At 69.3% G+C, this 25,537-nt stretch carries 21 protein-coding genes; 6 read left to right on the forward strand and 15 right to left on the reverse strand.

All coding sequences use genetic code 11. From position 1 onward, the window contains the following. Positions 1-237: 237 nt before the first annotated feature. Positions 238-783, forward strand: coding sequence for a cysteine hydrolase family protein (locus tag OF380_RS08405; protein ID WP_264051247.1), 546 nt, complete (start codon positions 238-240; stop codon positions 781-783). Here the strand turns inward: OF380_RS08405 and OF380_RS08410 are convergent, their stop codons facing one another. Further along, positions 784-1,566 carry a creatininase family protein gene (locus OF380_RS08410; RefSeq protein ID WP_264050318.1) on the reverse strand — a complete coding sequence of 261 codons (783 nt, stop codon included), beginning with the start codon at positions 1,564-1,566 and terminating at the stop codon, positions 784-786. Positions 1,567-1,697: 131 nt separating this feature from the next. Here OF380_RS08410 and OF380_RS08415 point away from each other — a divergent pair, with 131 nt between their 5' ends. After that, positions 1,698-2,696, forward strand: a complete 999-nt coding sequence (locus OF380_RS08415) for a sensor domain-containing diguanylate cyclase (RefSeq protein WP_264050319.1) — start codon at positions 1,698-1,700, stop codon at positions 2,694-2,696. Positions 2,697-2,729: 33 nt separating this feature from the next. Here the strand turns inward: OF380_RS08415 and OF380_RS08420 are convergent, their stop codons facing one another. Both OF380_RS08420 and OF380_RS08425 read right to left on the reverse strand, forming a co-directional pair. Then, complete coding sequence (locus OF380_RS08420; protein WP_264050320.1) at positions 2,730-3,113, reverse strand: CsbD family protein; 384 nt, start codon at positions 3,111-3,113, stop codon at positions 2,730-2,732. Between the two features lie 177 nt (positions 3,114-3,290). Continuing rightward, positions 3,291-3,503, reverse strand: coding sequence for a CsbD family protein (locus OF380_RS08425; RefSeq protein ID WP_244010871.1), 213 nt, complete (start codon positions 3,501-3,503; stop codon positions 3,291-3,293). A 368-nt stretch (positions 3,504-3,871) separates the two neighbouring features. Between OF380_RS08425 and oxlT the strand changes: the two genes are divergently transcribed. The 4 genes from oxlT to OF380_RS08445 all read left to right on the forward strand — a co-directional run bounded on the left by oxlT (position 3,872) and on the right by OF380_RS08445 (position 8,643). Continuing rightward, positions 3,872-5,185 (forward strand): oxalate/formate MFS antiporter, encoded by a 1,314-nt coding sequence (gene oxlT / locus OF380_RS08430; protein WP_264050321.1) that lies wholly within the window; start codon positions 3,872-3,874, stop codon positions 5,183-5,185. Between the two features lie 6 nt (positions 5,186-5,191). Continuing rightward, positions 5,192-5,956, forward strand: a complete 765-nt coding sequence (locus OF380_RS08435) for a fumarylacetoacetate hydrolase family protein (protein WP_264050322.1) — start codon at positions 5,192-5,194, stop codon at positions 5,954-5,956. A gap of 97 nt (positions 5,957-6,053) precedes the next feature. Then, positions 6,054-7,064 (forward strand): ketopantoate reductase family protein, encoded by a 1,011-nt coding sequence (locus tag OF380_RS08440; RefSeq protein ID WP_264050323.1) that lies wholly within the window; start codon positions 6,054-6,056, stop codon positions 7,062-7,064. Between the two features lie 28 nt (positions 7,065-7,092). Then, the gene (locus tag OF380_RS08445) at positions 7,093-8,643 is read left to right on the forward strand and encodes an acyl--CoA ligase (RefSeq protein ID WP_264050324.1); all 1,551 of its coding nucleotides are present in this window, start codon (positions 7,093-7,095) and stop codon (positions 8,641-8,643) included. A 12-nt stretch (positions 8,644-8,655) separates the two neighbouring features. Here OF380_RS08445 and OF380_RS08450 read toward each other — a convergent pair whose 3' ends face one another. The 12 genes from OF380_RS08450 to ileS all read right to left on the reverse strand — a co-directional run bounded on the left by OF380_RS08450 (position 8,656) and on the right by ileS (position 25,269). After that, complete coding sequence (locus OF380_RS08450; protein WP_264050325.1) at positions 8,656-9,807, reverse strand: sensor histidine kinase; 1,152 nt, start codon at positions 9,805-9,807, stop codon at positions 8,656-8,658. A 121-nt stretch (positions 9,808-9,928) separates the two neighbouring features. After that, the gene (locus OF380_RS08455) at positions 9,929-11,779 is read right to left on the reverse strand and encodes a potassium transporter Kup (protein ID WP_264050326.1); all 1,851 of its coding nucleotides are present in this window, start codon (positions 11,777-11,779) and stop codon (positions 9,929-9,931) included. Between the two features lie 179 nt (positions 11,780-11,958). Then, a complete protein-coding gene (bioD, locus tag OF380_RS08460; protein WP_264050327.1) occupies positions 11,959-12,639 on the reverse strand; it encodes a dethiobiotin synthase in 681 nt (226 codons plus the stop codon). A gap of 13 nt (positions 12,640-12,652) precedes the next feature. Continuing rightward, positions 12,653-13,426 (reverse strand): ferredoxin--NADP reductase, encoded by a 774-nt coding sequence (locus tag OF380_RS08465; RefSeq protein WP_264050328.1) that lies wholly within the window; start codon positions 13,424-13,426, stop codon positions 12,653-12,655. A gap of 345 nt (positions 13,427-13,771) precedes the next feature. Next, positions 13,772-15,370, reverse strand: a complete 1,599-nt coding sequence (locus tag OF380_RS08470) for a methyl-accepting chemotaxis protein (RefSeq protein ID WP_264050329.1) — start codon at positions 15,368-15,370, stop codon at positions 13,772-13,774. A gap of 673 nt (positions 15,371-16,043) precedes the next feature. Continuing rightward, positions 16,044-16,979 (reverse strand): ring-cleaving dioxygenase, encoded by a 936-nt coding sequence (locus OF380_RS08475; RefSeq protein WP_264050330.1) that lies wholly within the window; start codon positions 16,977-16,979, stop codon positions 16,044-16,046. Positions 16,980-17,083: 104 nt separating this feature from the next. Continuing rightward, on the reverse strand, positions 17,084-17,689 hold the full coding sequence (locus OF380_RS08480; RefSeq protein ID WP_264050331.1) for a HupE/UreJ family protein: 606 nt from the start codon (positions 17,687-17,689) through the stop codon (positions 17,084-17,086). A gap of 146 nt (positions 17,690-17,835) precedes the next feature. Continuing rightward, on the reverse strand, positions 17,836-19,128 hold the full coding sequence (locus OF380_RS08485) for a M16 family metallopeptidase (RefSeq protein ID WP_264050332.1): 1,293 nt from the start codon (positions 19,126-19,128) through the stop codon (positions 17,836-17,838). 83 nt (positions 19,129-19,211) lie between these two features. After that, positions 19,212-20,591: a M16 family metallopeptidase gene (locus OF380_RS08490; RefSeq protein ID WP_264050333.1), complete on the reverse strand. Its 1,380-nt coding sequence runs from the start codon at positions 20,589-20,591 to the stop codon at positions 19,212-19,214. A 152-nt stretch (positions 20,592-20,743) separates the two neighbouring features. Further along, entirely contained in the window at positions 20,744-21,379 is a 636-nt protein-coding gene (locus OF380_RS08495) for a hypothetical protein (RefSeq protein WP_264050334.1), read from the reverse strand. A gap of 209 nt (positions 21,380-21,588) precedes the next feature. Next, positions 21,589-22,077 (reverse strand): signal peptidase II, encoded by a 489-nt coding sequence (gene lspA / locus OF380_RS08500; protein WP_264051248.1) that lies wholly within the window; start codon positions 22,075-22,077, stop codon positions 21,589-21,591. Between the two features lie 222 nt (positions 22,078-22,299). Next, on the reverse strand, positions 22,300-25,269 hold the full coding sequence (gene ileS, locus OF380_RS08505) for an isoleucine--tRNA ligase (RefSeq protein ID WP_264050335.1): 2,970 nt from the start codon (positions 25,267-25,269) through the stop codon (positions 22,300-22,302). Positions 25,270-25,537 lie beyond the last annotated feature (268 nt).

A 25,537-nucleotide genomic window follows, 5' to 3' on the forward strand; every position in this document is an offset into this window, starting at 1 on the left:
GTGCTTCGATTAACCGGAGAACCGACGTATTCACCTCGGGTTCAGTCCTTCGTTTGCTGAAATTTATCTCCGCCTTTGTGCCTGCCGCGGGCGAATCCGGGCCGAACCCGATCGCCGGATCGGGGTTGACCGACGCGGCCGGACAAGCGGCGGAGTCAGGCGGGGGAGGGGATCGTGAGCGAGTGGCGGGGAGAACCCGGGACGCTGGGGGCGACGTGCCTGCACCTGTGCGTCGACATGCAGCGCCTGTTCCGGGAGGAGACCGACTGGCACACGCCCTGGATGAGCCGGATCCTGCCGAACGTGGAGCGCCTCGTGGCGTCGCATCCGGAGCGGACGATCTTCACCCGCTTCATCCCGGCCCAGCATCCCGGCGAGGGGCGGGGCACCTGGGCCGGCTATTCCCGGCGCTGGGCCGCGATGACCCGGGACCGGCTCGCGCCGGGCCTCGTCGACCTCGTGCCCGAACTCGCGCGGTTCGTGCCGCCGGCGCAGACCCTCGACAAGGCGGTCTACTCGCCCTGGCTGGGCAGCGACCTCGACGCGCGCCTGCAGGCGCGGGGAATCGACACCCTGGTGGTGACGGGCGGCGAGACGGATGTCTGCGTGCTCGCCTCGGTGCTCGGCGCCGTCGATCTCGGCTACCGCGTCGTCCTCGTCACCGACGGCCTGTGCAGTTCCTGCGACACGGCGCACGACGCGCTGATCACGATGTACCACGCCCGCTACGGCCAGCAGGTCCATCCCGCGACCACCGAGGAGGTCTGCCGGGCCTGGACGTGATCACCCGGCGAGGCTGAAGCGGTCCACGTCGCGCAGGAGGTCGAGGAAGGCGCGGGCGCCGTGGTCGAGGGCCCGGGCACCGGCCTCCGCCGTGCCGAGGCGGGCGTCCCCGATGGCGCCCGCCGGGTTGAGGTCCTCCGCCTTCCAGGCGAAGGCGGCGGGCCGGCCGGCGCGCAGGTGGGTGAAGGTCCGGGCCATCACCACGGTGCGGGGGGTGAAATCCGCGACGGCGTCGCGGCGGACGAGGTCGGGCCGCAGGGCCAGCATCAGGGCGGTCTCGATGCCGCCGCCATGGATGCCGTGGCGGATCTCCTCCTCCGGGAACAGCCCCTCGGGGTAGCCGAAGCGGCTCCAGGCGGTCGTCACCGCCACCATCCCGTGGCGCCCGCGCAACTCGCCCGCCACGAGGTCGATGAGGCCGCTGTTGCCGCCATGCGCGGTGACGAGGACGAGCTTGGCGCAGCCCGCGCGGTGGACGGCGTCGCCGAGGCCGGTCCAGGCGCGCAGGGCCGTCTCGGTGGAGAGCGTCAGGGTGCCGGGGAAGCCGTCATGCTCGTCGGACTTGCCGATCGCCTGCACGGGCAGCAGCAGCACGTCGAGGTCGTCCGCCGGCAGGGCCGCGAGGCGGGCGAGGTAGCCCTCGGCGATGAGGGTGTCGGTGGCCAGCGGCAGGTGCGGCCCGTGCTGCTCGATGGCCGCCACCGGCAGCACCGCGATGGCGCGGCCCATGTCGCGGGTCCGAAATTCGTCCGTGGTCAGTTCGGCCCAGTGGCGGATCGGCATCCCGGTGAACCCTCCAGCGCCCGCGATCCACCGGGCGTCGCGGCCGGGATCGGCGGCCCGTATACCGATCCTTATCCCCGCCCGTGCCTTCAGGGACAAGAACGTTCGAGAGCGCCCGCCGGTCCTGCCCCATGCCAAAGACGAACCGTGGCGCATCCGGGCCCACCCTGGCCGACCTGGGGGAGGACGAACTCCGCCGGGAGGTCGAGCGCCTGAACGCGATGCTCGACACCAACTCCGACTGGATCTGGGAGGTCGACGCGCAGGGGCGCTACACCTACGCGTCGCGCCACGTCCTGGCGCTGCTCGGCTACGAGCCGCACGAGGTGCTGGGGCGGACCCCCTTCGACCTGATGCCGCCCGACGAGGCCGCGCGGGTGGGGGCGCTGTTCGGCGCCATCATCGCGGAGAAGCGGGCCTTCGCCGGCCTGATCAACCGCAACCGCCACCGGGACGGGCACATCGTCGTGCTGGAAACCAGCGGCGTGCCGCTCCTCGGCGCGGAGGGAAGCCTCCTCGGCTATCGCGGGATCGACCGGGACGTCACGCTCCGCGACGCGGAGAACGCGCGCCTGCACGACATCGCGCGGCGCGACGACCTCACCCAGCTCGGCAACCGCCTCGCCCTGCGTGAGCGCCTGATCGCGATCCTCGACGGAGCCGGCCCAGGAGCCGGCCCAGGAGCCGGGCAAGGGGCCGGGCAAGGGGCCGGGCAAGGGGCCGGGGAGGCGCGCGGGCACCTCGTGCTCCTGCTCGATCTCGACCTGTTCAAGGCGGTGAACGACACCCTCGGCCACAAGGCCGGCGATGCGCTCCTCGCGCAGGTCGCCGCGCGGCTCGACCACGCGACCGCGCGCCATGCCGCCCGGGCGTTCCGGCTCGGCGGCGACGAGTTCGTGGTGGTCGGGCAGGGAGACGGGGTGGAGGATGGAACGTCCGTCGTGGCGGCGGTCGAGAACTGCTTCCTGATGCCGTTCGACATCGAGGGCACGTTCCTGTGCATCTCCGCGAGCCTCGGCGTCGCCCACTGCGGCGGCCCGGACACGCCCGAACATGTGCTCGCCCGCGCGGACCAGGCTCTCTACGCGGCGAAGGACCGGCGCCAGCGCGGTCCTTCGCTCAGGGTTTGAAGGGCTCCGCCCGATAGAGCGATCCGGCGCGTCTCAGCGCGGCCGGCGCAGAAGCCAGCCCGCCCCGAAGGCGGCGGCGGCCACCAGCAGGAGCGTGGCGCCCCTGTTCTCGTCGGCCCGGCTGGCGACGGCCCGGCCCCGGCGGACGGCCTCGCCCCGATAGACCCGGCCCCGGTCCTGAAGCTCGTCGGCGAGGGCGCGGCCGCGATGCTGGGCCTCGCCCATCAGGTGGGCGCCGTCGCGGTGCAGGTCGTCGGCCGCGTCGCGCGCCCGGCCATAGGCATATTGCACGGCCCCGGCGGCCTGGTCGAAAGCCCCCTCGGCCTGGGGACGCACGCGCCCCGTCACGGCACCGAGGGCGGAGCGCCCGCGACCCCGGATGTTGCGAAAGCCACCCTCGATCTGATCCCGGTTCATCGGCGAATATCCTCATTCTGCCGGCCCGGACCGGCGCGCCCGGATCGAACCGGGGGCGCGGCCGCGGGCCTGTCGGGCGCGGGGCGGGGTCGAACCCGTCACCGCGCGACGGTCTGCGCTGCGGCGGTCCTTGAAGGACCGCGGCGATCCGCGAGGGATCGCGGGGCGTCCGGTGGATCAGATCTTCTTGACGGCGTCGGCGGCGCTCTGGGCCGCGCCCTTGATGCCGTCCTTGGCATCGCCGACGGTCTTCTGGGCTTCGCCCTTCAGCTCCTGGGCCTTGCCCTCGGCCTGCAGCTTGTCGTTGCCGGTGGCCGAGCCGATGCCCTGCTTGATGTTGCCGACGGCCTCGTTGGCCAGACCCTTGATCTTGTCCGTCGTGCTGCTCATCAAACGCTCCTGACTCTGCTGCTCCCCTCGAACGCTGGTTGCCGGATGCAACCGGTCGTCGGCGGCCAAGCGTAACGGCGAAGCCGCCGCATGGTTCCTTTTCCGACATTTCCCGGGCCGCCCGGCCTGCCGGCCAGGAGCACGCCCACCGAGGTTTCGCGCTGCAGCGCAAGGATCGGTCTGTTGCGGCGCAATAGAACGCCGAGATGTCCCGGGGTCCCGGCTTCGCAACTCAAATTTTTTCGCAGCTTACCCAAAAATTTTGCAGCCGACGTCAAGGCTTAGGCCTACCAAAGCTTCTTGAATTCAAAATAATTGCCGATAGAACCGGACGGCATCAATAAGAGTTTGAGCCGAGGAAGACGTTCATGACCGCGCGCACTGCTGCGCCTGCCTCCGCCGGGCCGACATCCCTTGCTCAGGCCGGCGTGGATTCCCCACCCCTGGGCCGTTGGGGACAGCTGTTCCTCGGCGTCCTGTGCATGTCGATGATCGCGAACCTGCAATACGGCTGGACGCTGTTCGTCGATCCGATCCAGCAGAAATTCGGCTGGGAGCGCACCGCGATCCAGTGGGCCTTCACGATCTTCGTCGTGATGGAGACCTGGCTGGTGCCGATCGAGGGCTGGTTCGTGGACAAGTACGGCCCGCGCCTCGTCACCATCTTCGGTGGCGCCCTCTGCGCGCTCGGCTGGGTGATGAACTCCTACGCCGACACGCTGGGCCTGCTCTACGCCGCCGCCGCGATCAGCGGCATCGGCGCGGGCGCCGTCTACGGCACCTGCGTGGGCAACGCCCTGAAGTGGTTCCCCGACCGGCGCGGCTTCGCGGCCGGCCTCACCGCCGCCGGCTTCGGCGCGGGCTCGGCCCTCACCGTGATCCCGATCGCCAACATGATCCGCGATTCCGGCTACCAGCACACCTTCCTGGTGTTCGGTCTCGGCCAGGGCCTGATCGTGATGCTGGCGGCCCTGCTCCTCGTCTCCCCGAGCGCCGCCTTCAAGGACCGCATGCTCGCCGGCCGCAAGGTCACGGTGAACACCGTCACCCGGCGCCAGTATTCCACCGCCGAGATGGTGCGCACGCCGGTGTTCTGGCTGCTCTACCTGATGTTCGTGATGATGGCCGCCGGCGGCCTGATGGCGGCGGCGTCCCTCGCCCCCATCGCCAAGGACTTCAAGGTCGCGGGCGTGCCCGTCTCCCTGATGGGCCTGACCCTGCCGGCCCTCACCTTCGCGCTGACCATCGACCGGGTGCTCAACGGCGTGACGCGGCCCTTCTTCGGCTGGGTCTCGGACAAGATCGGCCGCGAGAACACCATGGTCATCGCCTTCATGATCGAGGGCGCCGGCATCCTGGCGCTGGGCATGTTTGCCCATATCCCGATGGCCTTCGTGCTGCTCACCGGCCTCGTGTTCTTCGCCTGGGGCGAGATCTACTCGCTGTTCCCCGCCACCTGCAGCGACACCTACGGCGACAAGAACGCCGCCGCCAATGCGGGCCTGCTCTACACCGCCAAGGGCACGGCCGCCCTGCTGCTCCCCGTCATGCTCACCATCCAGGCCCAGACCGGCACCTGGCAGACGGTGTTCTACGTCGCCTCCGGCATGGCCTTCCTGGCCGGGTTCCTCGCGCTCTTCGTGCTGAAGCCGATGCGCGCCCGGTTCATCGCCCGGAGCTGACCGACCATGGCCCACTGGCTGCGCTACATCCACGAGGGCCGGGGCGGCTTCGGCCGCCTCGACGGCGAGACCATCGCGGTCCATGCGGGCGACCTCTTCGACGGGCCGACGCCCACGGGCGAAACCCTGGCGCTGTCGCAGGTCACCGTCGACCTGCCGTGCCGGCCCTCGAAGTACATCGCCCTGTGGAACAACTTCCACGCCTCGGCCGCGAAGCAGGGCCTGACCCGGCCGGAGGTGCCGCTCTACTTCGTGAAGCCGGCGAGCTGCTACCTCGCCAGCGGGCAGACGATCACGGCGCCGGACGGCGCGGGGCGCCTGCTGTTCGAGGGCGAGCTCGGGATCGTGATCGGCAAGCGCGGTCGCGACCTCACCCCGGAGACCGCGGGCGCGCACATCTTCGGCTATACCTGCGTGAACGACGTGACCGCCCTGGACGCGCTCAGGGCCGACCCGAGCTTCACGCACTGGACCCGGTCCAAGGGCCATGACGGCTTCGGCCCCTTCGGCCCCGTGATCGCCACCGACGTCGATCCGTCGGCCCTCGAGGTCGCGGTCCGGGTCAACGGACGCGAGCGCCAGCGCTATCCGCTCTCCGACATGATGCGGACGGCCGCCGAACTCGTGGCCGAGCTCTCGCGGGACATGACCCTGGAGCCCGGCGACCTCATCGCCTGCGGCACCTCGGTGGGGTCCGGCCCGATCCCGAAGGGCGCCACGGTCGAGGTCGAGATCGCCGGCATCGGCGTCTTGTCGAACGGATTTTCGTGAGCCGCCCGCCCGTCAACCCATCGGACGTGACCGGGACGGTTGGCGGGGGCAGATTTGCCGGGCAGGCTTGCAGGATGGATTTGAAGGACACCACAGCATGAGCATCGCGATCGTCGGCGCCGGCGCCATCGGAGGATTCCTGGGCGTGCGCCTCGCCCATGCGGGCGAGGACGTCACCTTCATCGCGCGCGGCGCCAACCTGGAGGCCATCCAGGCCAACGGCATGCGGCTGATCGAGGAGGACGGCTCCGAGATCCACGTGACCAACCTCAAGGCCACCAAGTCGATGGCCGAGGCGGGCAAGCACGACATCGTGCTCCTGACGGTCAAGGCGCATCAGGTCGGCCCGATCGCGGCCGACCTCCACCACCTCATCGGACCCGACACGATGGTGGTGACGATGCAGAACGGCATCCCGTGGTGGTACTTTTCGCAAGGGCACGGCGGCGATCTGACCGGCACCCACCTCGAGACCGCCGATCCGGGCGGGCTCATCGCCCAGCACCTCGACCCGAAGCACGTCATCGGCTCCGTGGTCTATCCGGCGGCGGTGCTCACCGAGCCCGGCGTGGTGCAGGTGGTGGAGGGCCACCGCTTCGGCCTCGGCGAACTCGACGGTTCCATGTCCCCGCGCGTGCAGTCGCTGGCCCAGACCCTGATCAAGGCGGGTTTCCGTGCGCCCGTGACCAGCGACATCCGGGCGGAGATCTGGCTCAAGCTCTGGGGCAACCTCAGCTTCAACCCGATCTCGGCCCTCGCCCATGCCACCCTCGTGGACATCTGCCAGTTCCCCGAGACCCGGGCGCTCGCCGCCGACATGATGCGCGAGGCCGAGACCATCGCGAACCGCCTCGGCATCACCTTCAAGCTCGGCATCGAGCGCCGCATCGCCGGGGCCGAGAAGGTCGGCGCCCACAAGACCTCGATGCTGCAGGACGTGGAGGCCGGGCGCCCCATCGAGCTCGAGGCCCTCGTCGGCTCGATCATCGAACTCGGGCGCCTCACCGACACCCCGACCCCGCATATCGGCACCGTCTACGCCCTGATGCGCCTCCTCGCCCAGAGCCTGGAGCGGGCCCAGGGACGCCTCTCCATCACGCCGGCCTGACCGCCACGCCATTCGAGGACGATTGACCATGGCCGACACTTCGAACGCCCATTCCGCAGCCACCACCCTCCACGCCCTGATCCAGGCCGGCGCCGACGCGGCCACCGCCCTGTCGAGCCCCGGCGGCGTGCCGCTGACCTTCGGGCGCCTGCGCGCGCTCACCGACCGGACCATCGCGGCCCTGAACACGCAGGGCATCGGCCGGGGCGACCGCGTCGCCATCGTCCTCGACAACGGCCCCGAGATGGCCGCCGCCTTCATCGCCATCGCGGCGGGCACCACCTCGGCGCCCCTCAACCCGAGCTACAAGGCCGACGAGTTCACCTTCTATCTCTCCGACCTGAACGCGAAGCTCCTCGTGGTCGCCGAAGGCTCCGAGAGCCCGGCGGTGGCGGTGGCCGGACGCCTCGGCGTGCCGGTGGTGCGCCTGACGCCGACCCCGCAGGAGGGCGCCGGCAGCTTCACCCTGGCCTTCGAGGGCGCCGCCGCCGCCCCCGCCGCCCAGGGCGGCCCGGCGCACCCGGACGATATCGGCCTCGTGCTGCACACCTCCGGCACCACCTCGCGCCCGAAGATCGTGCCGCTCAAGCAGTCGAACGTCTGCGCCTCGGCCCGCAACATCCGCAACACCCTCGGCTTCACGGCCGAGGATCGCGGCCTCAACATCATGCCGCTGTTCCACATCCACGGGCTCATCGCCGGCATCCTGGCCCCGCTCTCGGGCGGCGGTCAGGTCTCGTGCACGCCGGGCTTCAACGCCCTGAAGTTCTTCGGCTGGATGGGGGAGGTCCGCCCGACCTGGTACACGGCGGTGCCGACCATGCACCAGGCGATCCTCGGCCGCGCCGCCCGCAACCGGGAGGTCATCGAGGCCAACCCCCTGCGCTTCATCCGCTCCTCCTCCTCCTCCATGCCCCCGCAGGTGATGAAGGAGATCGAGGACGTGTTCGGCGCGCCCCTGATCGAGGCCTACGGCATGACGGAGGCCTCCCACCAGATGGCCTCGAACCCGCTGCCGCCGCGCCCGCACTATGCCGGCTCGGTCGGCCTCGCGGCCGGCCCCGAGATCGCCATCGTGGACGAGGACGGCGAGCCGCTGCCCGCCGGCGAGATCGGCGAGATCGTGATCCGCGGCGACAACGTGATGACGGGCTACGAGAACAACGACAAGGCCAACGCCGAGGCCTTCACGCCACAGGGCTGGTTCCGCACCGGCGACCAGGGCTCGCTCAGCCCGGAAGGCTACCTGACCATCACCGGGCGCCTCAAGGAGATCATCAACCGGGGCGGCGAGAAGATCTCGCCCCGCGAGGTCGACGAGATCCTCATGGACCACCCGGCGGTGTCGCAATGCGTCACCTTCGCGATGCCCCACGACAAGCTCGGCGAGGACGTCTGCGCCGCCATCGTGCTGCGCGAGGGCCAGCACCTCGCCGAGAAGGACCTGCGCGGCTTCGCCTCGGAGCGGCTCGCCGCCTTCAAGGTGCCCGCCAAGATCCTGATCCTCGACGAGATCCCCAAGGGCGCCACCGGCAAGCTCCAGCGGATCGGCCTCGCCCAGAAGCTCGGGCTGGTCTGACCGCGCCCGCCCTCACGCCAGCGGCGGGATCGCCAGCGAAAAATGGGCGCCCCGGACATCCGGGGCGACCCGCAGCGTCCCGCCGAGCTGGCGGGCCAGGCTGTTGATGATCCGCATGCCGAGGCTGGCGCTGCGGGCGGCCGTCGGGTCGAACCCGTCCGGCAGGCCCGCGCCGTCATCCTGAACCCCGAGGATCAGGCCGCCCGACGCGTCGGGCTGCGCCGCGACGCGGATCTCGCCCTCGCCATCCGCGTAGGCGTACTTGATCGCGTTGGTCACGAGCTCGTTGACGAAGAGCCCGAGCGGGATCGCGAGATCGGCGGGGATGTTGATGCGCGCCGCGTGGCAGATGATGCGGTGGCGCGGGGCGCTTTCCTGCAGCTTGATGCACAACGCCTCGAGGAAGCCCGCCACGTCGATCGCCTCCAGGCTGGGCTGGCGCCAGAGCTGGTCATGGACCTGCGCCACCGCCTCCACCCGGGTCCGGGCATCGGCCAGGGCGTTCTTCACGTCGGCATTGTCGGAGCCCCGGGCCTGCAGCCCGAGGAAGCCCGCCACCACCGCGAGGCTGTTCTTCACCCGGTGGCTCATCTCCCGCGACAGCAGCTCCTGGCGCTCCAGGGCCGCCTTCAGCCGGGCCTCGGCCCGCTGGCGCTCGATGGCGCCCCCGACGAGGTTGGCGAACCCCTGCATGAAGGCGATGTCCGCCTCCTCGAACCGGCCCTCGCGGGTGTCGTCCACCTCCAGCACGCCGTAATTGCCGTCGCGGTTGGCGATCAACACGTTGATCGCACGGCGGATTCCGTGATCGGCCATCAGCTTCGGGGTGCGGAAGCGCGTCTCGTTCTCGAGGTGGTTCGAGATCACGGGCCGGCCGGTCTTGAGGGCGTAGCCGGCCGGCGAGGCGAGGTCGGCGCCGATGATCGTGGTGCCCACCGCGTCGGGCGCCCACCCGATTCCGGCGCAGACGAGGAGGCAATCCTGGTGCGGCTTGTATTCCAGGGCCTTGCAGAACTCGGCCTCCATGCCCTCGGCACAGAGTTCGGTGGCCCGCTGGAGGAGCGGCAGCAGCTCGGTGGCGCGCAGGGCCTCGACCCCGAAATCGGAGAGGATGGCCTGCTGCCGCAGGCGGATCGCCAAAGCCTTCGGCGCCAGGTCGGTCATCGGAAGAACGTCGCTTTTCTGGTTGGGCGGCCCGTTTATCGCCCCTTGTGCGACACCCCGGGTGATCGTCGCAAGGTCATGCGGCAACGGTTGACCGGGAGTTGATGTCCGGTCGCCGCGCTCAGATCTCGATCTCGGTGCCGACCTCGACCAGTTGGCGCGTCGGCACGCAGAAATGCGCGCCGGTGCGCTCGGCGTTGCGCAGGAGGAAGGCGTAGATTTCTTCGCGCCACGTCGCCATGCCGCGCGCGTTGCTCTTCGGAATGATGGTCTCGTGGCCGATGAAGATCGTCAGGTCTTCCAGACACGCGGCCGGCAGACGCTTGGCCTCGACCGCGCAGCGCAGGCCGTCCGGCACCGAGGCATCCTCCATGAAGCCGTAGCGCAGGATCACGCGGGTGATGTCGGGCGTGATCGCGATGACCTCGGCGCGCCGGTCGCGGGAGACGGTCGGCTCCTCCTCGTAGCGGGTGGTGACGATGAGGATGCGCTTGTGCAGCGCGTGGCTGCGCTCGACGAAGCGCGACAGGTGCAGCGGGATCGCGCTGGTGGCCGAGGACAGGAAGGCGGCGTTGCCCGGCAGGGTGATCGGCGGATCGCGCTGCAGCTGCCTCAGGAACGCATCCTCCGGCTGCCGCAGCGAGACCCGGGCGGCCTCGACCAGCTGGTTTCCCTTGCGCCAGGTGAGCATCAGGAAGGCGACGACGGCGGCGAGAAGCAGCGGAAACCAGCCCCCCTCGAACAGCTTCACGCTGTTGGCACCGAGGAAGACGAGGTCGATCGCCAGGAAGAAGCCGTTGACGGCCAGGACCGCCACGGGGTTGTAGCCCCATTTCAGGGCGACCAGCGCCGCGAGCAGGGTGGTGATCGCCATGAGCGACGCCACCGCGATGCCGTAGGCACCCGCGAGCGCATCCGACGAGCCGAAGATGAGGACCGCGCTCAGGGTCGCGGCCGCGAGCAGCCAGTTCACCATCGGCACGTAGATCTGCCCGCGCTCGTGCCGGGCGGTGTGCACCACCCGCATCGGCGGCAGGAATCCGAGCTGGATCGATTGCTGGGTCAGCGAGAAGGCCCCCGAGATGATCGATTGCGAGGCGATGACGGTGGCCAACGTCGCGAGCCCGATCAGCGGGTAATGTGCCCAGTCGGGGCTCAGGCGGTAGAACGGGTTCTCGATGGCGTCGGGCTCGACGAGGAGCACGGCACCCTGCCCGAAATAGTGGATCACAAGGGCCGGCAGCACGAGGCCGAACCACGAGGCGCGGATCGGCCCGGCTCCGAAATGCCCGAGATCGGCGTACATCGCCTCGCCGCCGGTCACCGCCAGGAAGGCGGCGCCCAGCATGGCGAAGCTCACGTGCCAGCCCGCATGGGTCAGGAAGTCGACGGCCTTCAGCGGGTTGATCGCGGCCAGGATCTGCGGCGCGTGCCAGATGCCGCCGAGGCCCAGGAGCGCCAGCACGACGAACCAGACGAGCATGACGGGCCCGAAGATGCGGCCGATGAAGGCGACGCCCCGGCTCTGGACCAGGAACAGCCCGACCAGGATCGTGATCGTGATCGGAACCACGAAGCGCGCCAGGCCCGGTGCCTCGACCTTGAGACCCTCCACCGCGCTGAGCACGGAGATCGCCGGCGTGATGGCGCCGTCACCGTAGAGGAGTGCCGCCCCGATCAGCCCGACGACGAGGAGCACGCCCGCCCACGACCCCGGCTTGGCGTGGCGAGCGCCCAGCAGCGCCAGCATCGCCACGATGCCGCCCTCGCCGCGATTGTCGGCGCACAGGATGAGCACCGCGTACTTGATCGAGACGATGAGGATCAGCGACCACAGGATCAGAGAGACGGCCCCCGTCACGGCGATCGGCGTCGGCGGCGCACCGGCGCTGGCCGCGCGCACCGCCTCCTTGAAGGCGTAGAGCGGGGAGGTCCCGATGTCGCCGTAGACGATGCCGAGCGCCCCCAGCATCACGGCTGGGCGCGAGGCCCCAGGCGTGGTTCGAGACTCCGACCCCGTTCGGGATTGCTCTTGAGCCACGCGCAGATTCTCCGGGAACGGCGCTGATATCCGCCGACAAGCGAGGTAGGCCCGCGACCTTGGCCGTCCAGAGTAGGCAATGAGCATTCCGGGACGGATCCGTCGGCCCGTCACACGAGGCGGGCGAGGGCCTCCGGGCAGGCGCCATCGCGCGTGACGATGTGGCTCGCCGTCGCCCCGTGCCGGGCGATGGCGGCAGCGACCGTCCCCGGCGGCGTCGGCGCCTCCGCACTCTCGCAGATTACGGTCCCGAGGAGCGGTACGCCGTGCGCCCGCAGCACTTCGATCGCGGTCAGCGCATGGCTGATGGCGCCGAGATAGGAGCCCGAGACGAGGAGGGCGGGCATCCCGAGGGCCTTGAGCCAGTCGAGCCCGGTGGCATCCGCAGTGACCGGGCTCATCAGACCGCCCACGCCCTCGATCAGCAGCGTGGTGTCGGGGGGAAGCGCGGTGATCTGCGCACGGCACCAGCCGACGAGGTCGTTGAGGGCCAGGGAGCGGCCTTCGCGCGCGGCGGCCAGGTCCGGGCTCAACGGGGCGGCGAAGCGCCAGGGCGAGCAGGCCGCCACCGTCTCCGGCGTGACCGGCAGACCCTGTGCCGCGAGCAGGCGTGCCGTATCGCTCTCGCCGAAGCTCGGATCGTCGAGGGGAGGGACGCCACTGGCCAGGGGCTTCAGGGTGCGCACGGCGCGTCCCGAAACCCGAAGGCGCCGCGTCAGGGCGGCGGTGACGTAGGTCTTGCCGATCTCCGTCCCGGCACCGACGAGGAAGACGGCCGGTGCGCGGCTCACGTCTCGACGCGGGTCACTTCTCGACAAACGCCTTCTCGATGACGTAGTGGCCGGCCTCGCCGTGGTTGCCCTCCTCGTAGCCGCCCTCGGTGAGGAGCTGGCGCGTATCCCGGATCATATCGGGCGAGCCGCAGAGCATGAAGCGGTCGTTCTCCACCGACATCGGCGGCAGGCCGATATCCTCGAACAGCTTGCCGGAGGTCATGAGATCGGTGATGCGGCCGCGATTGCGGAAGGGCTCGCGGGTGACGGTGGGATAGTAGATCAGCCCGGCGCTGATCACCTCGCCGAGGAATTCGTGGTTCGGCAGGTCCTGCGTGATGGTCTCGCCATAGGCGAGTTCCTGCACTTGCCGGCAGCCGTGGACGAGCACCACCTTCTCGAAGCGGTCGTAGGTCTCCGGGTCCTTGATGATCGACATGAAGGGGGCAAGGCCGGTGCCGGTGCCGAGCAGGTAGAGGTTCTTGCCCGGCATGAGGTTGTCGAGCACCAGGGTGCCGGTGGGCTTCTTGCCGACGATGATCGGGTCGCCGACCTTGAGGTGCTGCAGCTTCGAGGTGAGCGGGCCGTTCGGCACCTTGATCGAGAAGAACTCCAGCTCCTCCTCGTAATTGGCGGAGACGACGCTGTAGGCGCGCAGCAGCGGCCGGCCCTCGACCTCAAGACCCATCATCACGAATTCGCCGTTGCGGAAGCGGAAGGCGGGATCGCGGGTGGTGCGGAAGGAGAACAGCGTGTCGGTCCAGTGATGGACGCTCAGCACACGCTCCTCGTTGAACTTGCTCATCGACGGTCCGTCTCGAATCTCTCTCGAAGCTTTGCGTGGGGTCTTCTCGCACCTGCGGCACGCCCGTCAAGGCATAGCAGGCGCGCAGGCAGCGAAACCGCCAACTGTTTGGAATTGCTCCGACTTAGGGGTGCCGGCGCCGTGAGGGATATGATCGCGTCCCGAATCCTCACCCTGGGCGTTGCGGGAACGCCCGCCGCGGGAGGCGGTTCGGCGAGGGCTCCGCTGCTCCTCACCGAGGGACGGGTGTCACCAACGCTCCGGCGACGACGCACGCCGCCTGCCTCATCGCGAGGCAGGCGGCGCTCACAGCCCCTGGCGGAACAGGGGCGATCAGGCCTCGGTTCAGGCGGCGCGGACCGTGTGAAGGAACGTCCGTACCTCCGCGCTCAGCCGTTCGGCCTGCCGCGCGAGTTCCGACGAGGCGGTGAACACCTGGCCGGCCCCGGCGCCGGTCTCCTGAGCCGCGCGGGCGACGCCAATGATGTTGGCGCTGACCTCGCCGGTGCCGATCGAGGCTTGCGCCACCGAACCGGCGATCTCCCGGGTTGCGGCATCCTGCTGCGCGACCGATGCCGAGATGGCGGCGGCCGTCTCGTCGATCCCGTGGATCGTCGAGGAGATCCCGTCGATGGCGCCCGCCGCCTGGCGGGTCGAGGATTGGATCGCCGCGATCTTCGCGGAGATTTCCGTCGTTGCCTTGGCGGTCTGGTTGGCGAGTTCCTTCACCTCCGAGGCGACCACGGCGAAGCCCCGGCCCGCTTCTCCGGCCCGCGCTGCTTCGATCGTCGCGTTGAGGGCGAGGAGATTGGTCTGTCCGGCGAGGTTGGTGATGAGGTTCACGACATCGCCGATGCTGGCGGCGACCTCGCGGAGTTCCGCGACCGCCAGTGCGGTCTGCTCCGCCTCGCGGACGGCGGCGGCGGTCATATCCGCCGAGCGGGCGACCTGACGGCCGATCTCCGCCACGGAGGTTCCCAGTTCCTCGGCCGAACCGGCTACGGCGGTGACGTTGGCCGAGGCTTCCTCCGCGGCTGCCAGGACCGCACTCGACTGTGCCGACGTCTCCTCGGCGGATGCCGTCAGCTGCGAGGCGGTCGCTTGCATTTCGATGGCCGCAGCAGACACCCTGTTCACGATCCCGCCGACCGCCGCCTCGAACTCGTTGGCGAGGGTCTGCATCCCGGCCTTGCGTTCCGTCTCGGCGGCGAGGCGCAGGCGCTCGGTTTCCGACTCGAGGGCGCGGTTGCGGATCATGCCGTCCTTGAACACCTGCACCGCCGCCGCCATGGCTCCGAGTTCGTCCCCGCGCGTCCGATCCGGGATCGCGACCGCGACATCGCCTTCGGCGAGCCGGTTCATGGCGTCCGTCATTCCGCGTATCGGGCGTGCGACCATCGTCATCGAGAAGAGGGCCGACCCGGCCTGAAGGAGGGTCGCCACAAAGCCGATCACGAGGCCCAGAACGGTGGCGGTTTCCACGGCGCTGGAGGACGACAGCCGCGCCTCATCGGTGAAGCGTTGCGCATTGGCGAGAGATTGCTCGATCGCGACGAGCGCGTTCTTGCGGGCGGTCATCCGCTGGTCTGCCGTGGCCGCCAGGGCCGCCTCGTCGATCCTCTTGCGGCCCTGGTCGAAGGTCACGGCGGCCGCCGACTTGAGGGCCAGATCGGTGAATTGCGCCAGCGCGGTGTCGATATCCTTGAGGACGTCGGGTTTCAGGGCGATCCGGATCGGTGTCTTGAGCCCCTCGCGGGCGGAATCGAAGTTGGTCCGGATCCGGCCGACGGCCTCCTTGAAGGTTGCTTCCGTCTCGAACAGGCGCGTGTCACGGAAGGCGACCTGGATCTGCGCCAGGGCGAGCTGCGCGTTCTTGATGCCGTCGAGGATCGTCTGCTCCCGCCACACGGTCTCGATCGACTGGGTGATCCGCTGGTTGGCCATCCACTGATTCGCGACCATTCCGACCGCCAGGAGAATACCAAGGCCTGAGAAAAATCCTAATTTTTTGGCGATCGACAACTTGAACATTGTTCAGCCTGAATTCCAATGGGATGGGGGAATGTCGGAGCCTTATCATTGCTCTTGCCGACCGGAGGTTTTGCCTCCGGGATCCATCATCGCCAATACACGCTAAAACTTGTTTAATCGATTTTGTTTTCGCCGACGACTGTATTCGGACAGTCAGTACAGCTCAAACATTAGTCTGGTCGTCTTCTGGTCTCGCTCCCAGCCTTTCCATGGGAGAAGTCGCCCCTCCGGGAGTGGAGAATCGTGTTCCCCGCGGCGATGTAGGAGACAGGGTAAAACCAAGATCATCGGCTGGGCCGGTCCGATCAGCCTCACCAGGTCGGTAGGCTGGCGCGGGGATCATCGCCGAGCGGCGATAATACTTGTCGGCCCGAAGCAGAGGCCTCGCTGAACCATCCCTTCGCCGCTTCACTCGAGCCGGATCGCGCCGGTAGGACGAGTGATGGCGACCTCGTCGAGGAAATGAGGGCGAGCCGAGCGGCCGGATCCCCCTCAGGGACCCTCGGCCGCAACAGATCATTCCGCCCAGCCGATCCGCCTCGGCGCGTTTCGTTTGCGAAACGCGCTTGGTACGGTGCTCTTGCGATTACAGGGGCTTCAGCCCTGCCTCGATCTCGGCGCGGCGACCTTCGAGGAAGGGCGGCAAGGCGAGGCGCTCGCCCAGCGTCTCCATCGGCTCGTCCGTCGCGAAGCCCGGTCCATCCGTGGCGATCTCGAACAGGATGCCGTTCGGCTCGCGGAAGTAGAGGCTGCGGAAGTAGTAGCGGTCCACCGGCCCGCTGGAGGGCATGCGGCGCTGCTTCAGGCGATCGGCCCAGGCGTCGTAAGCCGCGTCCGGGATCCGGAAGGCGACGTGATGCACGGCGCCCGCTCCCTGGCGCGCCTGCGGAAGATTCGGCTCGGCGACGAGGTGGAGTTCGGCCGCCGGGCCGCCATCGCCCATGCTGAAGACGCGAACCTCGCCCTCGGGCAACTCGTAGATCCGGTCGTGGCGCATGCCCAGCACCTCGGTGAGCACGGCCGCCGTGCGCTCGATCTGGGCTACGCTGAGCCGGATCGGGCCGAGGCCGCGGATCTGGTGCTCGGTCGGCACGGGGCTCTGCGTCCAGGGATGGGCCTCACCGATCCCGCCATCGTCCACCAGCATCAGGCGCTGGCCCTCGCCATCCTCGAAGTCGAGGGTCAGGCGGCCGTCGCGCTCCACCGGGACGGCGTGATTCACGCCCTGCCGCGCCAGATGTTCGCGCCACCAGTCGATGGCTCCGGAGCCGGCAACCCGCAGGGCGGTGCGGCTGAGGCTGTTGGTGCCGCGTCGCTCCGATGGAGCCGGCCAGTCGAAGAAGGTGATGTCCGTCCCGGGGGAGGCGAGGCCATCGGCGTAGAACAGGTGGTAGGCGGAGACATCGTCCTGGTTCACCGTCTTCTTCACCAGGCGCAGGCCCAGTACGCGTGTGTAGAAGGCCAGGTTGTCGGCCGCTTGCGCGGTGATGGCGGTGAGGTGGTGAATACCGGTGAGTTGCATCGGCTGATCCCTGAACGGTGGACGGGCCCGTCAGATGGGTGCGCGAACGGCAAAAACAAAAACGGCCCCTCGCGGGGGCCGTGCGAAGCGCGCAGGCGCGGCGTTCAGAGCGCGCCGGCCAGAAGGCCGAGGCCCGCGACGGCGAGGCCCGCGCCGGCCACCCGCAGGGCGGGAAGGCTGCGGGCGAGGCGCCCGGCGGACAGGCCGAGTCCGAGGCCAATCGCGTGGAGGAGCGCGGTCGCGCCGAGAAAGCCGAGGCCGTAGGCGAGGCCCGAACCTGTCTCCGGCATCTCGGCGCCGTGGGCATGCCCGTGGAACACGGCGAAGGCGCCGACCAGCACCATGGCGGCGGCGACGGGCAGGGGCGGCCGCAGGGCGAGTGAGGCCCCGAGCACCACCACCGAAAGGGCGATGCCAATCTCCACGAAGGGAAGGCCGATGCCGCCGGCTCCCAGAGCCCCACCCAGCGCCATCATGCCGAGGAAGGACAGGGGCACCAGGACAAGGGCCCGGCCTCCGATCCGCGCGGCGATGAGGCCGACCGCGACCATGGCGAGGAGATGGTCGAGGCCGCTCAAGGGGTGGAGGAAGCCCTGTGACAGCCCGCTGGCCGCCTCATGGCCCGGATGCGCCAGGGCAGGCGTTGCAGCGAGTCCCATCGCGGCGACGAGGGCGATTCGGCCCGGCAGGGAGGCGAGGCGTGATGTCATCCGGACTGTCCCGAGCTTGAAAGCGAGCGGCGCAGCATCGTCGCTGCTCCGGCGGAAACTAGCAACCGCCATGCCCGCGTACAGTCCCGAGAAGCCGCAAAGAGGCGCGGCGGTTCGTCCGAATCCGCGCGCAACCCTGCGGTCCGTCAGAAATCGGTGGGCCGGCCAGCGGCCACCACCAGCATCTTCCCATCCGCGAAGGTGCGGGCACCGGCGCGCCGGATATCGGCCTGGGTGACGTTGGCGACGAGGTCGTTACGCCGGGCGATGTAGTCCATGCCGAGGCCCTCGAAGGCGATCTGCACGAGCTGGTGCGCGATCTTGGTCGAGGTGTCGAAGCCGAGCGCGTAGGAGCCGGTCAGGTAATCCTTGGCCTTCTGCAACTCCTCGTCCGAGGGCCCCTCGGTGATGAGGCGGCCGATCTCCTCGCCGATCACCGACAGGGCTTCGCCGACCCGCTCGTTCTTGGTGGCGGTGTAGCCCCAGGTCATCGAGGCGGCGCGGTGGCTGACCAGCGAGGTTCCCACCGAGTAGGCCAAGCCGCGCTTCTCGCGCACCTCCTGGAAGAGACGGGAGGTGAAGGAGCCGCCCCCGAGAATATGGTTCAGGACGTAGGCGGGGATGAAGTCGGGGTCGCGCCACGGCACGCCGTTCATGCCGAAGCGGATCACGGATTGCGGAACATCGAGATCGACCACGTGGCGCTGGCCGAGGTTCTGCACCCGCGTCTGCGGCACGGCTGCGAGGGGCTCGGCCAGGTCGAGCTTGCCGAAGGCGCGATCGAGGGCCTCGGCGAGGCGGGCGGCGTCGATGGCGCCCACGGCCGCGACCTTCACGGCGCCGCGCCCGATGATCCGGCGATGCATCGCCACGAGGTCGTCGCGGGTGATCGCCGCGATGCTCTCGGCGGTGCCGGAGGAGGGACGGGCATAGGGATGGCCCGCATAGGCTTCCGCGAAGAAGCGGCGTGACGCCATCACGCCTGGGTCGTTCTGCTGGTAGCGCAACCCGGCGAGAGTCTGGGCCCGCACCCGCTCGATGGCGTCGGGGTCGAGGCGGGGCTTGGCCAGGGCGAGCGCCAGGAGGTCGATGGCCTCGTCCGCGTGCTTGACCAGCATCTTCAGGGAGCCACCCAGCGCGTCGGCGCCGGCGTGGAAGGAAAGCTCGATGGCGCGGGAGGCGAGACGCTCCTGGAAGGCATCGGAGGAGAGGTCGCCGGCGCCCTCGTCGAGGAGGCGCGCGAGCATCTGCGCAACGCCGGCCTTGCCGTCGGGATCCTGTGCGGCGCCACCCTCGAAGGTGAAGGCCAGGGCGATCAGGGGCACCACCGGGGATTCGACGTGCCACGCCTCGATGCCGGTGGCGGTCGCGACGGGCACGGCCTGGGTCGGCGAGGTCGCGGAGCGGGCGGTATCGACGAGATTGACGGTGGCCGTCATGGAAACCTCATGCTGTGCGGGGCGCGGCGGCGGGCGCCGCGGCCTCCGAGAAGGGCGATAGCCGGCTTGAGGGCCGGGGCGGCTCAGGCCGATTCAGCCTCTCGGGCCTTGGTCAGGTATCCGGTGACCGACCGGGACGGCGTCAGGTAGCGCTCGGCCACCGCTGCGAGGCGGGCCTGCGTCACGCCTTCGATGTCGGAGGGCCAGCGGCGGACCTCCTCGATGCTCTCGCCGATGGCCAGCGCCGAGCCGTAGATGCGGGCGAGGGAGGATTGGCTGTCGGAGGAATAAACCGTCTCGGCCACGAGCCGCGTCTTGGCCCGCTCGATCGCCTCCGCACCGAGCGCCTCTGAGGGAACGCGGCGCAGGACGCGGTCGACCTCTTCTTCGAGCTTCTCGAGGCTGACGCCCTCGGCCGGGATCGCGTAGACCGAGAAGCGGGTGTCGTCGATGGCGGAGCCCATGTACCAGGCCCCCGCATTCACGGCGACGCCGAGTTCCATCACCAGCTTGCGGTAGAGATAGGAGGTGGAGCCGCCGCCCATCACCTCGGCCAGCAGTTCCAGCGCGTGGCACTCGCCGTCGCGGGCGGTGATGCAGGAGGGTGTGAGGTAGAGCCGCTGCAGGGTGGGCTGCTCGACCTTCGGGTCGGCCACCGCGAGGCGGCGCAGAGCCTTCGGCTCCGGCTCCCTGGCCCGGACCCGCACGGGCCGGGCGCCCTGAGGGGTGACGCGGCCATAGGTGTCGTCGGCCATGCGGCGGACGTCGTCCGGCGTCACGTCGCCCGCCACCACCAGAATGGCGTTCTCGGGTGTGTAGAAGCGCTTGTAGTAGTCGAGGGCGTGGGTGCGGTTCAGCTCCTCGATCTCATGCATCCAGCCGATGATCGGCGTGCCGTAGGGATGGTGCACGAAGAGGGAGGCGGCCATCGCCTCGGAGAGCTGGGCCGAGGGGTCGGTCTCGACCCGCATGCGGCGCTCCTCCAGCACCACGTCACGCTCGGGCGCCACCACGGCGTCGTCCAGAACGAGGCCGGTCATGCGGTCGGCCTCGAACTCCATCATGGTCCGGAGGTGGTCGCGGGCCACACGCTGGAAGTAGGCGGTGTAATCGTAGGAGGTGAAGGCGTTCTCCTGGCCGCCGAGGCCCGAGACGGCCTTCGAGAAGGCGCCGATCGGATGCCGCTCGGTGCCCTTGAACATCAGGTGCTCGAGGAAGTGGGCGATACCGGACTGGCCCAGCGGATCATCGGCCGAGCCGTTGCGGTACCACACCATGTGGGTGACGACGGGAGCGCGATGATCCGGAACGACGACGACGTCGAGGCCATTGTCGAGGGCGAAGGCGCTGACCTCAGGACCACCGGCCTCGGAGCGCCCGAAGGGAGCGGCTTCCGCCCGGCCCGCGCTGGCATGGCCACGCGACGGTCCGAAGAGGGGCATGTCCTTCCTGAACAGGTGCATCGAAGCTCTTCTTTCCGCGTCCGGCTGCTACGGCGGCCGTCCGTCATGTTGGTATTGCGCCGGCTCCGCGCCACTGGGCTGCGTCGGAGGGGCAGGAGACGGGTCGTCTCGCGGTACCCGCTGCCCCTGCGGCAGCGGGCGGGACCCGAGGTTCAGTTCGCCGAGCGTGCGCGCACGTAGGCGGCCGGATCGGATTCCTCGCGCTCGCGGTAGGGGTTGTTCACGGGATCACCGTTGGACTTGGCGACCTTGCGGGGCGCCTTCCGGTAGCCGGTCGGCGGATCGGTGAGCACGTCGCGGTCGGGCTCCACCGCGGATGGCTCCGACACTTCTGCCGAACGCAGGCCAAAGGGGTTCGCCCAGAACGAATTGCGGTCGTCGTTGTCACCCTCGGTCCGACCCGCCTCGGTACGGACCTGGGCATCGGCCCGGCGCCCACCGCGCATTTCGTCGACGGACAGGGTCATGTTGTTGTCGTTCATCCGTCCCTGCGCACCGCGCAGGACCGGCTTCTTAGCCTCCTCGCGGTCCCGCTCGCGCTGGACGACCTCGGGGTCCTTGGGCCATTGCGCCGAGGCCTCGGGCTGGCGCGGCGGCGGCAGGGCCCGTCCGTCGAGCTTCGGTGGCATGACCAGGGGAGCCCGCTCGCGGTAGGTGATCGCCGGCTTCTCGGGTTCAATCAGGCCGATATTGCTCAAGGCGTCACGCATGAACACGCCCTGCTGGGCCTGTGCGCTTCCGGCGCTCAGAATGCCCACCGCCACCAGCCAAACGCGATGCCCGATCATGCTGTCCCCGCTTTCCGCCCGGTGAGTTGGTCCCGGTTCCCCGAGTCCGGCTGGTCGCCGTGTGCCGCGATCCTGATCCGACCCGTCCGGCCTGATCCTGGTTTCGGGCGATCGTATGGCGCCTTGACCGCAGTGCACCAGCCTTGCCGGCACAACGAATCCGGGTGTGGTTTATGGAACACAGGCGCGCACCACCCGCGCGACCGCCCTCAAAGATCCGAACTGGTGCTTTTGGGTGTCGGCCAGAGGCTGTCGAGAATCAGGCCCACGACACCGGCGACGATGGCCGCATCGGCGACGTTGAACACGTACCAGGACCACGTCCCCCAGTGCAGGTGCACGAAGTCGAACACCGCGCCGTAGGCGGCCCGGTCGATGGCATTGCCGATGGCACCCCCCGCCACCAGCCCGAGGGCCAGGCCCAGCAGGCGCGTTTCAGCCCGGCGCATCCAGATCGTCAGGGCGATCGCCGCGAGGCACGAGACCGCGACCAACACCCACCGGCCGAGGTTGCCTTCCTGCTGGAACATCCCGTAGGACACGCCCCGGTTCCAGACCACCAGGAGGTCCATGAAGGGGGCAAGGCGCCAGGGCTGCGTCAGCACGAGGTCGGTGCCGAAATAGAGCCCGAGCTTAGAGGCCTGATCGAGGAGGAGGGTGGCGAGGAGTGCAGCGAAGCCGAGGCGGAACGGGGTCAGGCGCAAGGGCTGGTCCTCACGCTGTGGCAGGCTTTTGATTTCATGCATGCGGCCTTTGGAAGAGCCCACATGTCCCTCTCCCCTTGTGGGGAGAGGTTGGGAGTGGGGATGACTTCGCTGGCCTCGGGCGGCGGAGGGTTGCCCAGCCACCCCCACCTCCAACCCTTCCCCATAAGGGGGACGATGGCCGCGTCGCGTCTGAGAAGACGATGGTCGGTCCGCTCACGCGGCGCCCATCCCCGCATGGGCGTCGTCCCACTCGCGCAGGGCGCGGGCGTCGCGGGGCGTCACGTCGGGATAATCCGGATCGCTGCCGACCTCGGGGGTCACACGCCACGAGCGGGCGCACTTGCGTCCCTCGGCGAGGGCGGGAACGACCCCGACGCCGCGCACATCGTCCAGACGGAAGGCGTCCGACGGGCCCTCGCCCTCCGCGATACGGATGGCGGAGGTGATGCAGATATCGGCGAAGTCCACTCCCTCAATGACGGACCGCAAGGCCGCGTCGGCGATGAATACGGTGGGCGCCGCCTCCAAGCTTGCGCCGATGCGCTTGGCCGTCCGCTCGATCTCGAGCGCCCCGGTGACCACCCGGCGCACGCGACGGATCGCCTGCCAGCGGGTTGCCAGAGCCTCGTCCCGCCAGGAGGCCGGCGTCTCCGGCAGGGTCTGAAGGTGGACCGAGCCCGTCTCGGACGGGTAGCGGTCGAGCCAGGCCTCCTCGGCCGTGAAGGCAAGGACGGGCGCCAGCCAGATCGTGACCCGGCGGAAGGTCTCGTCGATGACCTGGAGAGCGGCCCGGCGCACAGCCGAGGAGGCCGGATCGCAGTAGAGCGCGTCCTTGCGAACATCGAAGTAGAAGGCCGAGAGGTCGCCCGTCATGAAGCCGTTGAGGAGCGCCACCACGCGCTTGGTATCGAAGGTGGCATAAGCCTCGCGGATCTCGCCATCGAGTTCGCTCAAGCGATGCCGGATCAGGCGCTCCAACTCGGGCAGATCCGCATGCGCGATCTCGGTGCCCGGCTCGAAATGGGCCAGCGAGCCCAGCATCCAGCGGATCGAGTTGCGCAACTTGCGGTAGGTCTCCGCGAAGGTCTTGATGATCTCCGGGCCGATGCGCAGGTCGTCGGCATAGTCGGAGGCGGCGACCCAGAGGCGCAGGATATCCGCGCCGGAATCCTTGATGACGTTCTGGGGCGCCACCACGTTGCCCTTCGACTTCGACATCTTCAGGCCCTTGGGGTCGAGCACGAACCCGTGGGTGAGGACGATGTCGTAGGGCGCGCGCCCGCGCGTGCCGGCGGATTCCAGCAGCGAGGACTGGAACCAGCCGCGATGCTGATCGGAGCCCTCCAGGTACATCACTGTATCGGTGCCGCCGTCGCGCTTCCGCTTCACGCCGGAGAGCCCCGGGAACTGCTCCGGATCGTCCAGCACGAAGGCGTGGGTCGAGCCGGAATCGAACCAGACGTCGAGAACGTCGGTGACTTTTTCGTACTCCGACGGGTCATAGTCGGGCTGCAGGAAGCGGGCGCCGTCCGCATCCGTGAACCAGGCATCGGCGCCCTCCGCCTGGAAGGCCTCCACGATCCGGGCGTTCACGCGGTCGTCGCGCAGCACCTCGTGGGTGCCGTGCTTGACGAAGACGGTGATGGGCACGCCCCAGGCGCGCTGGCGCGAGACTACCCAGTCGGGGCGGTTGGCCACCATGCCGTTGATGCGGTTCTTACCCTGCGGCGGAACCCATCGCGTCTCCTCGATGGAGCGCAGGGCCACGTCGCGCAGGGTGTCGCCGTCGAGGGACGGCACGGGCTTGTCCAGCGCGATGAACCATTGCGGCGTGTTCCGGAAGATCACCGGTTTCTTCGAGCGCCAGGAATGCGGATAGCTGTGCTTGAGCGTGCCGCGCGCCACCAGGGTACCGGCCTCGGTGAGCGCCGCGATGACCGCCTTGTTGGCGTCGCCCTTCTCGCCCTTGTGGTTAAGAACGAGTTTTCCCGTGAAACCGGGTGCTTCCTCGGTCAGCGCCCCGTCGGCATCCACGGTGTAGGGGATGCGGGTCTCGATGCCGCGCGCGGCGAGGGCCCGACCGTTGGCCGTCCAAACCTCGAAATCCTCGCGGCCATGGCTCGGCGCCGTATGGACGAACCCGGTGCCGGCCTCGTCGGTGACGTGCTCGCCGTCGAGGAGCGGAACGGAAAAGTCGTAGCCGGGGACATGGCCCGCGAGCGGATGGCTGAGGGTGAGGCCCGCGAGTTCGGCAGGTGCCACCGCGCGCAGGCGTTCGAAACCCTCGACGCGCGCAGCTGCGAAGACGGAAGCCGCGAGCGTGTCGGCGAGGATGTAGGCGTCGCCCACCTTGGCCCAGTTGTCCTCGGCCGCCGCCGTCACCCGGTAAAGGCTGTAGGCGACCCGCCGCGAATAGGCGACCGCGCGGTTTGCCGGCATCGTCCAGGGCGTCGTCGTCCAGATCACGACTCGTGCAGCATCGAGATCTTCGGCCGCGCCGGCGGTGATCCGGAAGGCGGCGAAGATCGCGTCGCTGACGATGTCCTCGTACTCGACCTCGGCTTCGGCGAGGGCGGTCTTCTCCACCACCGACCACATCACCGGCTTCGAGCCGCGATAGAGCTGTCCGGTCGTTGCGAAGGCCATCAGCTCGCGGGCGATGGCGGCTTCCGCCGGGAACGACATGGTGACGTAGGGGTGGTCCCAGTCGCCGGTGACGCCGAGGCGCTTGAACTCCTCGCGCTGCACGTTCAACCAGTGGCCCGCGAAGGTGCGGCATTCCTGGCGGAATTCGATGACGGGCACGTCGTCCTTGTTGCGGCCCTTGGCGCGGTACTGCTCCTCGATCTTCCATTCGATGGGCAGGCCGTGGCAGTCCCAGCCGGGCACGTAGTTGGCGTCGAAGCCGAGCGACCCCTGCGCCCGGACGATGACGTCTTTCAGGATCTTGTTCAGCGCCGTGCCGATGTGGATGTTGCCGTTGGCGTAGGGGGGCCCGTCATGCAGCACGAATTTCGGCCGGCCGGCGGCCTGTGCGCGGATCTGCCCGTAGAGAGCGATGGAGGCCCAGCGCTCCAGCAGCAGAGGCTCGCGCACGGGCAGCCCGGCCCGCATCGGGAACTCGGTCTGGGGCAGGAACAGGGTCTTGGAATAGTCGCGAGTCGGGACGGTCTGGTCGCTCATGGGAATCTGTCGGGTCTTCGGCGCGAAGGATGGAGCGGGTGGTGACGCGGCACCGGCCCGGCGGAACGGAGGCGAAGCTTCGCCCTCCCGGCCTTCGCATCGGGCCGCCGCGGCGGCCCTCAGGCGGAGGCCGGGCTCATAATTCGCGGACCGGACAGGGTCTGCGGACCAGCCCAGCTACGGGGATCACCATCAGCGCACATGCGGCGGCTTCTAGCAGTGGCACCGGCGTGAGACCAGCGAGCTTTGCGCTGCCGGAAGGCCGCGC

This window comes from Methylobacterium sp. FF17, from assembly GCF_025813715.1.
GTDB classification, from domain to species: Bacteria; Pseudomonadota; Alphaproteobacteria; order Rhizobiales; family Beijerinckiaceae; genus Methylobacterium; species Methylobacterium flocculans.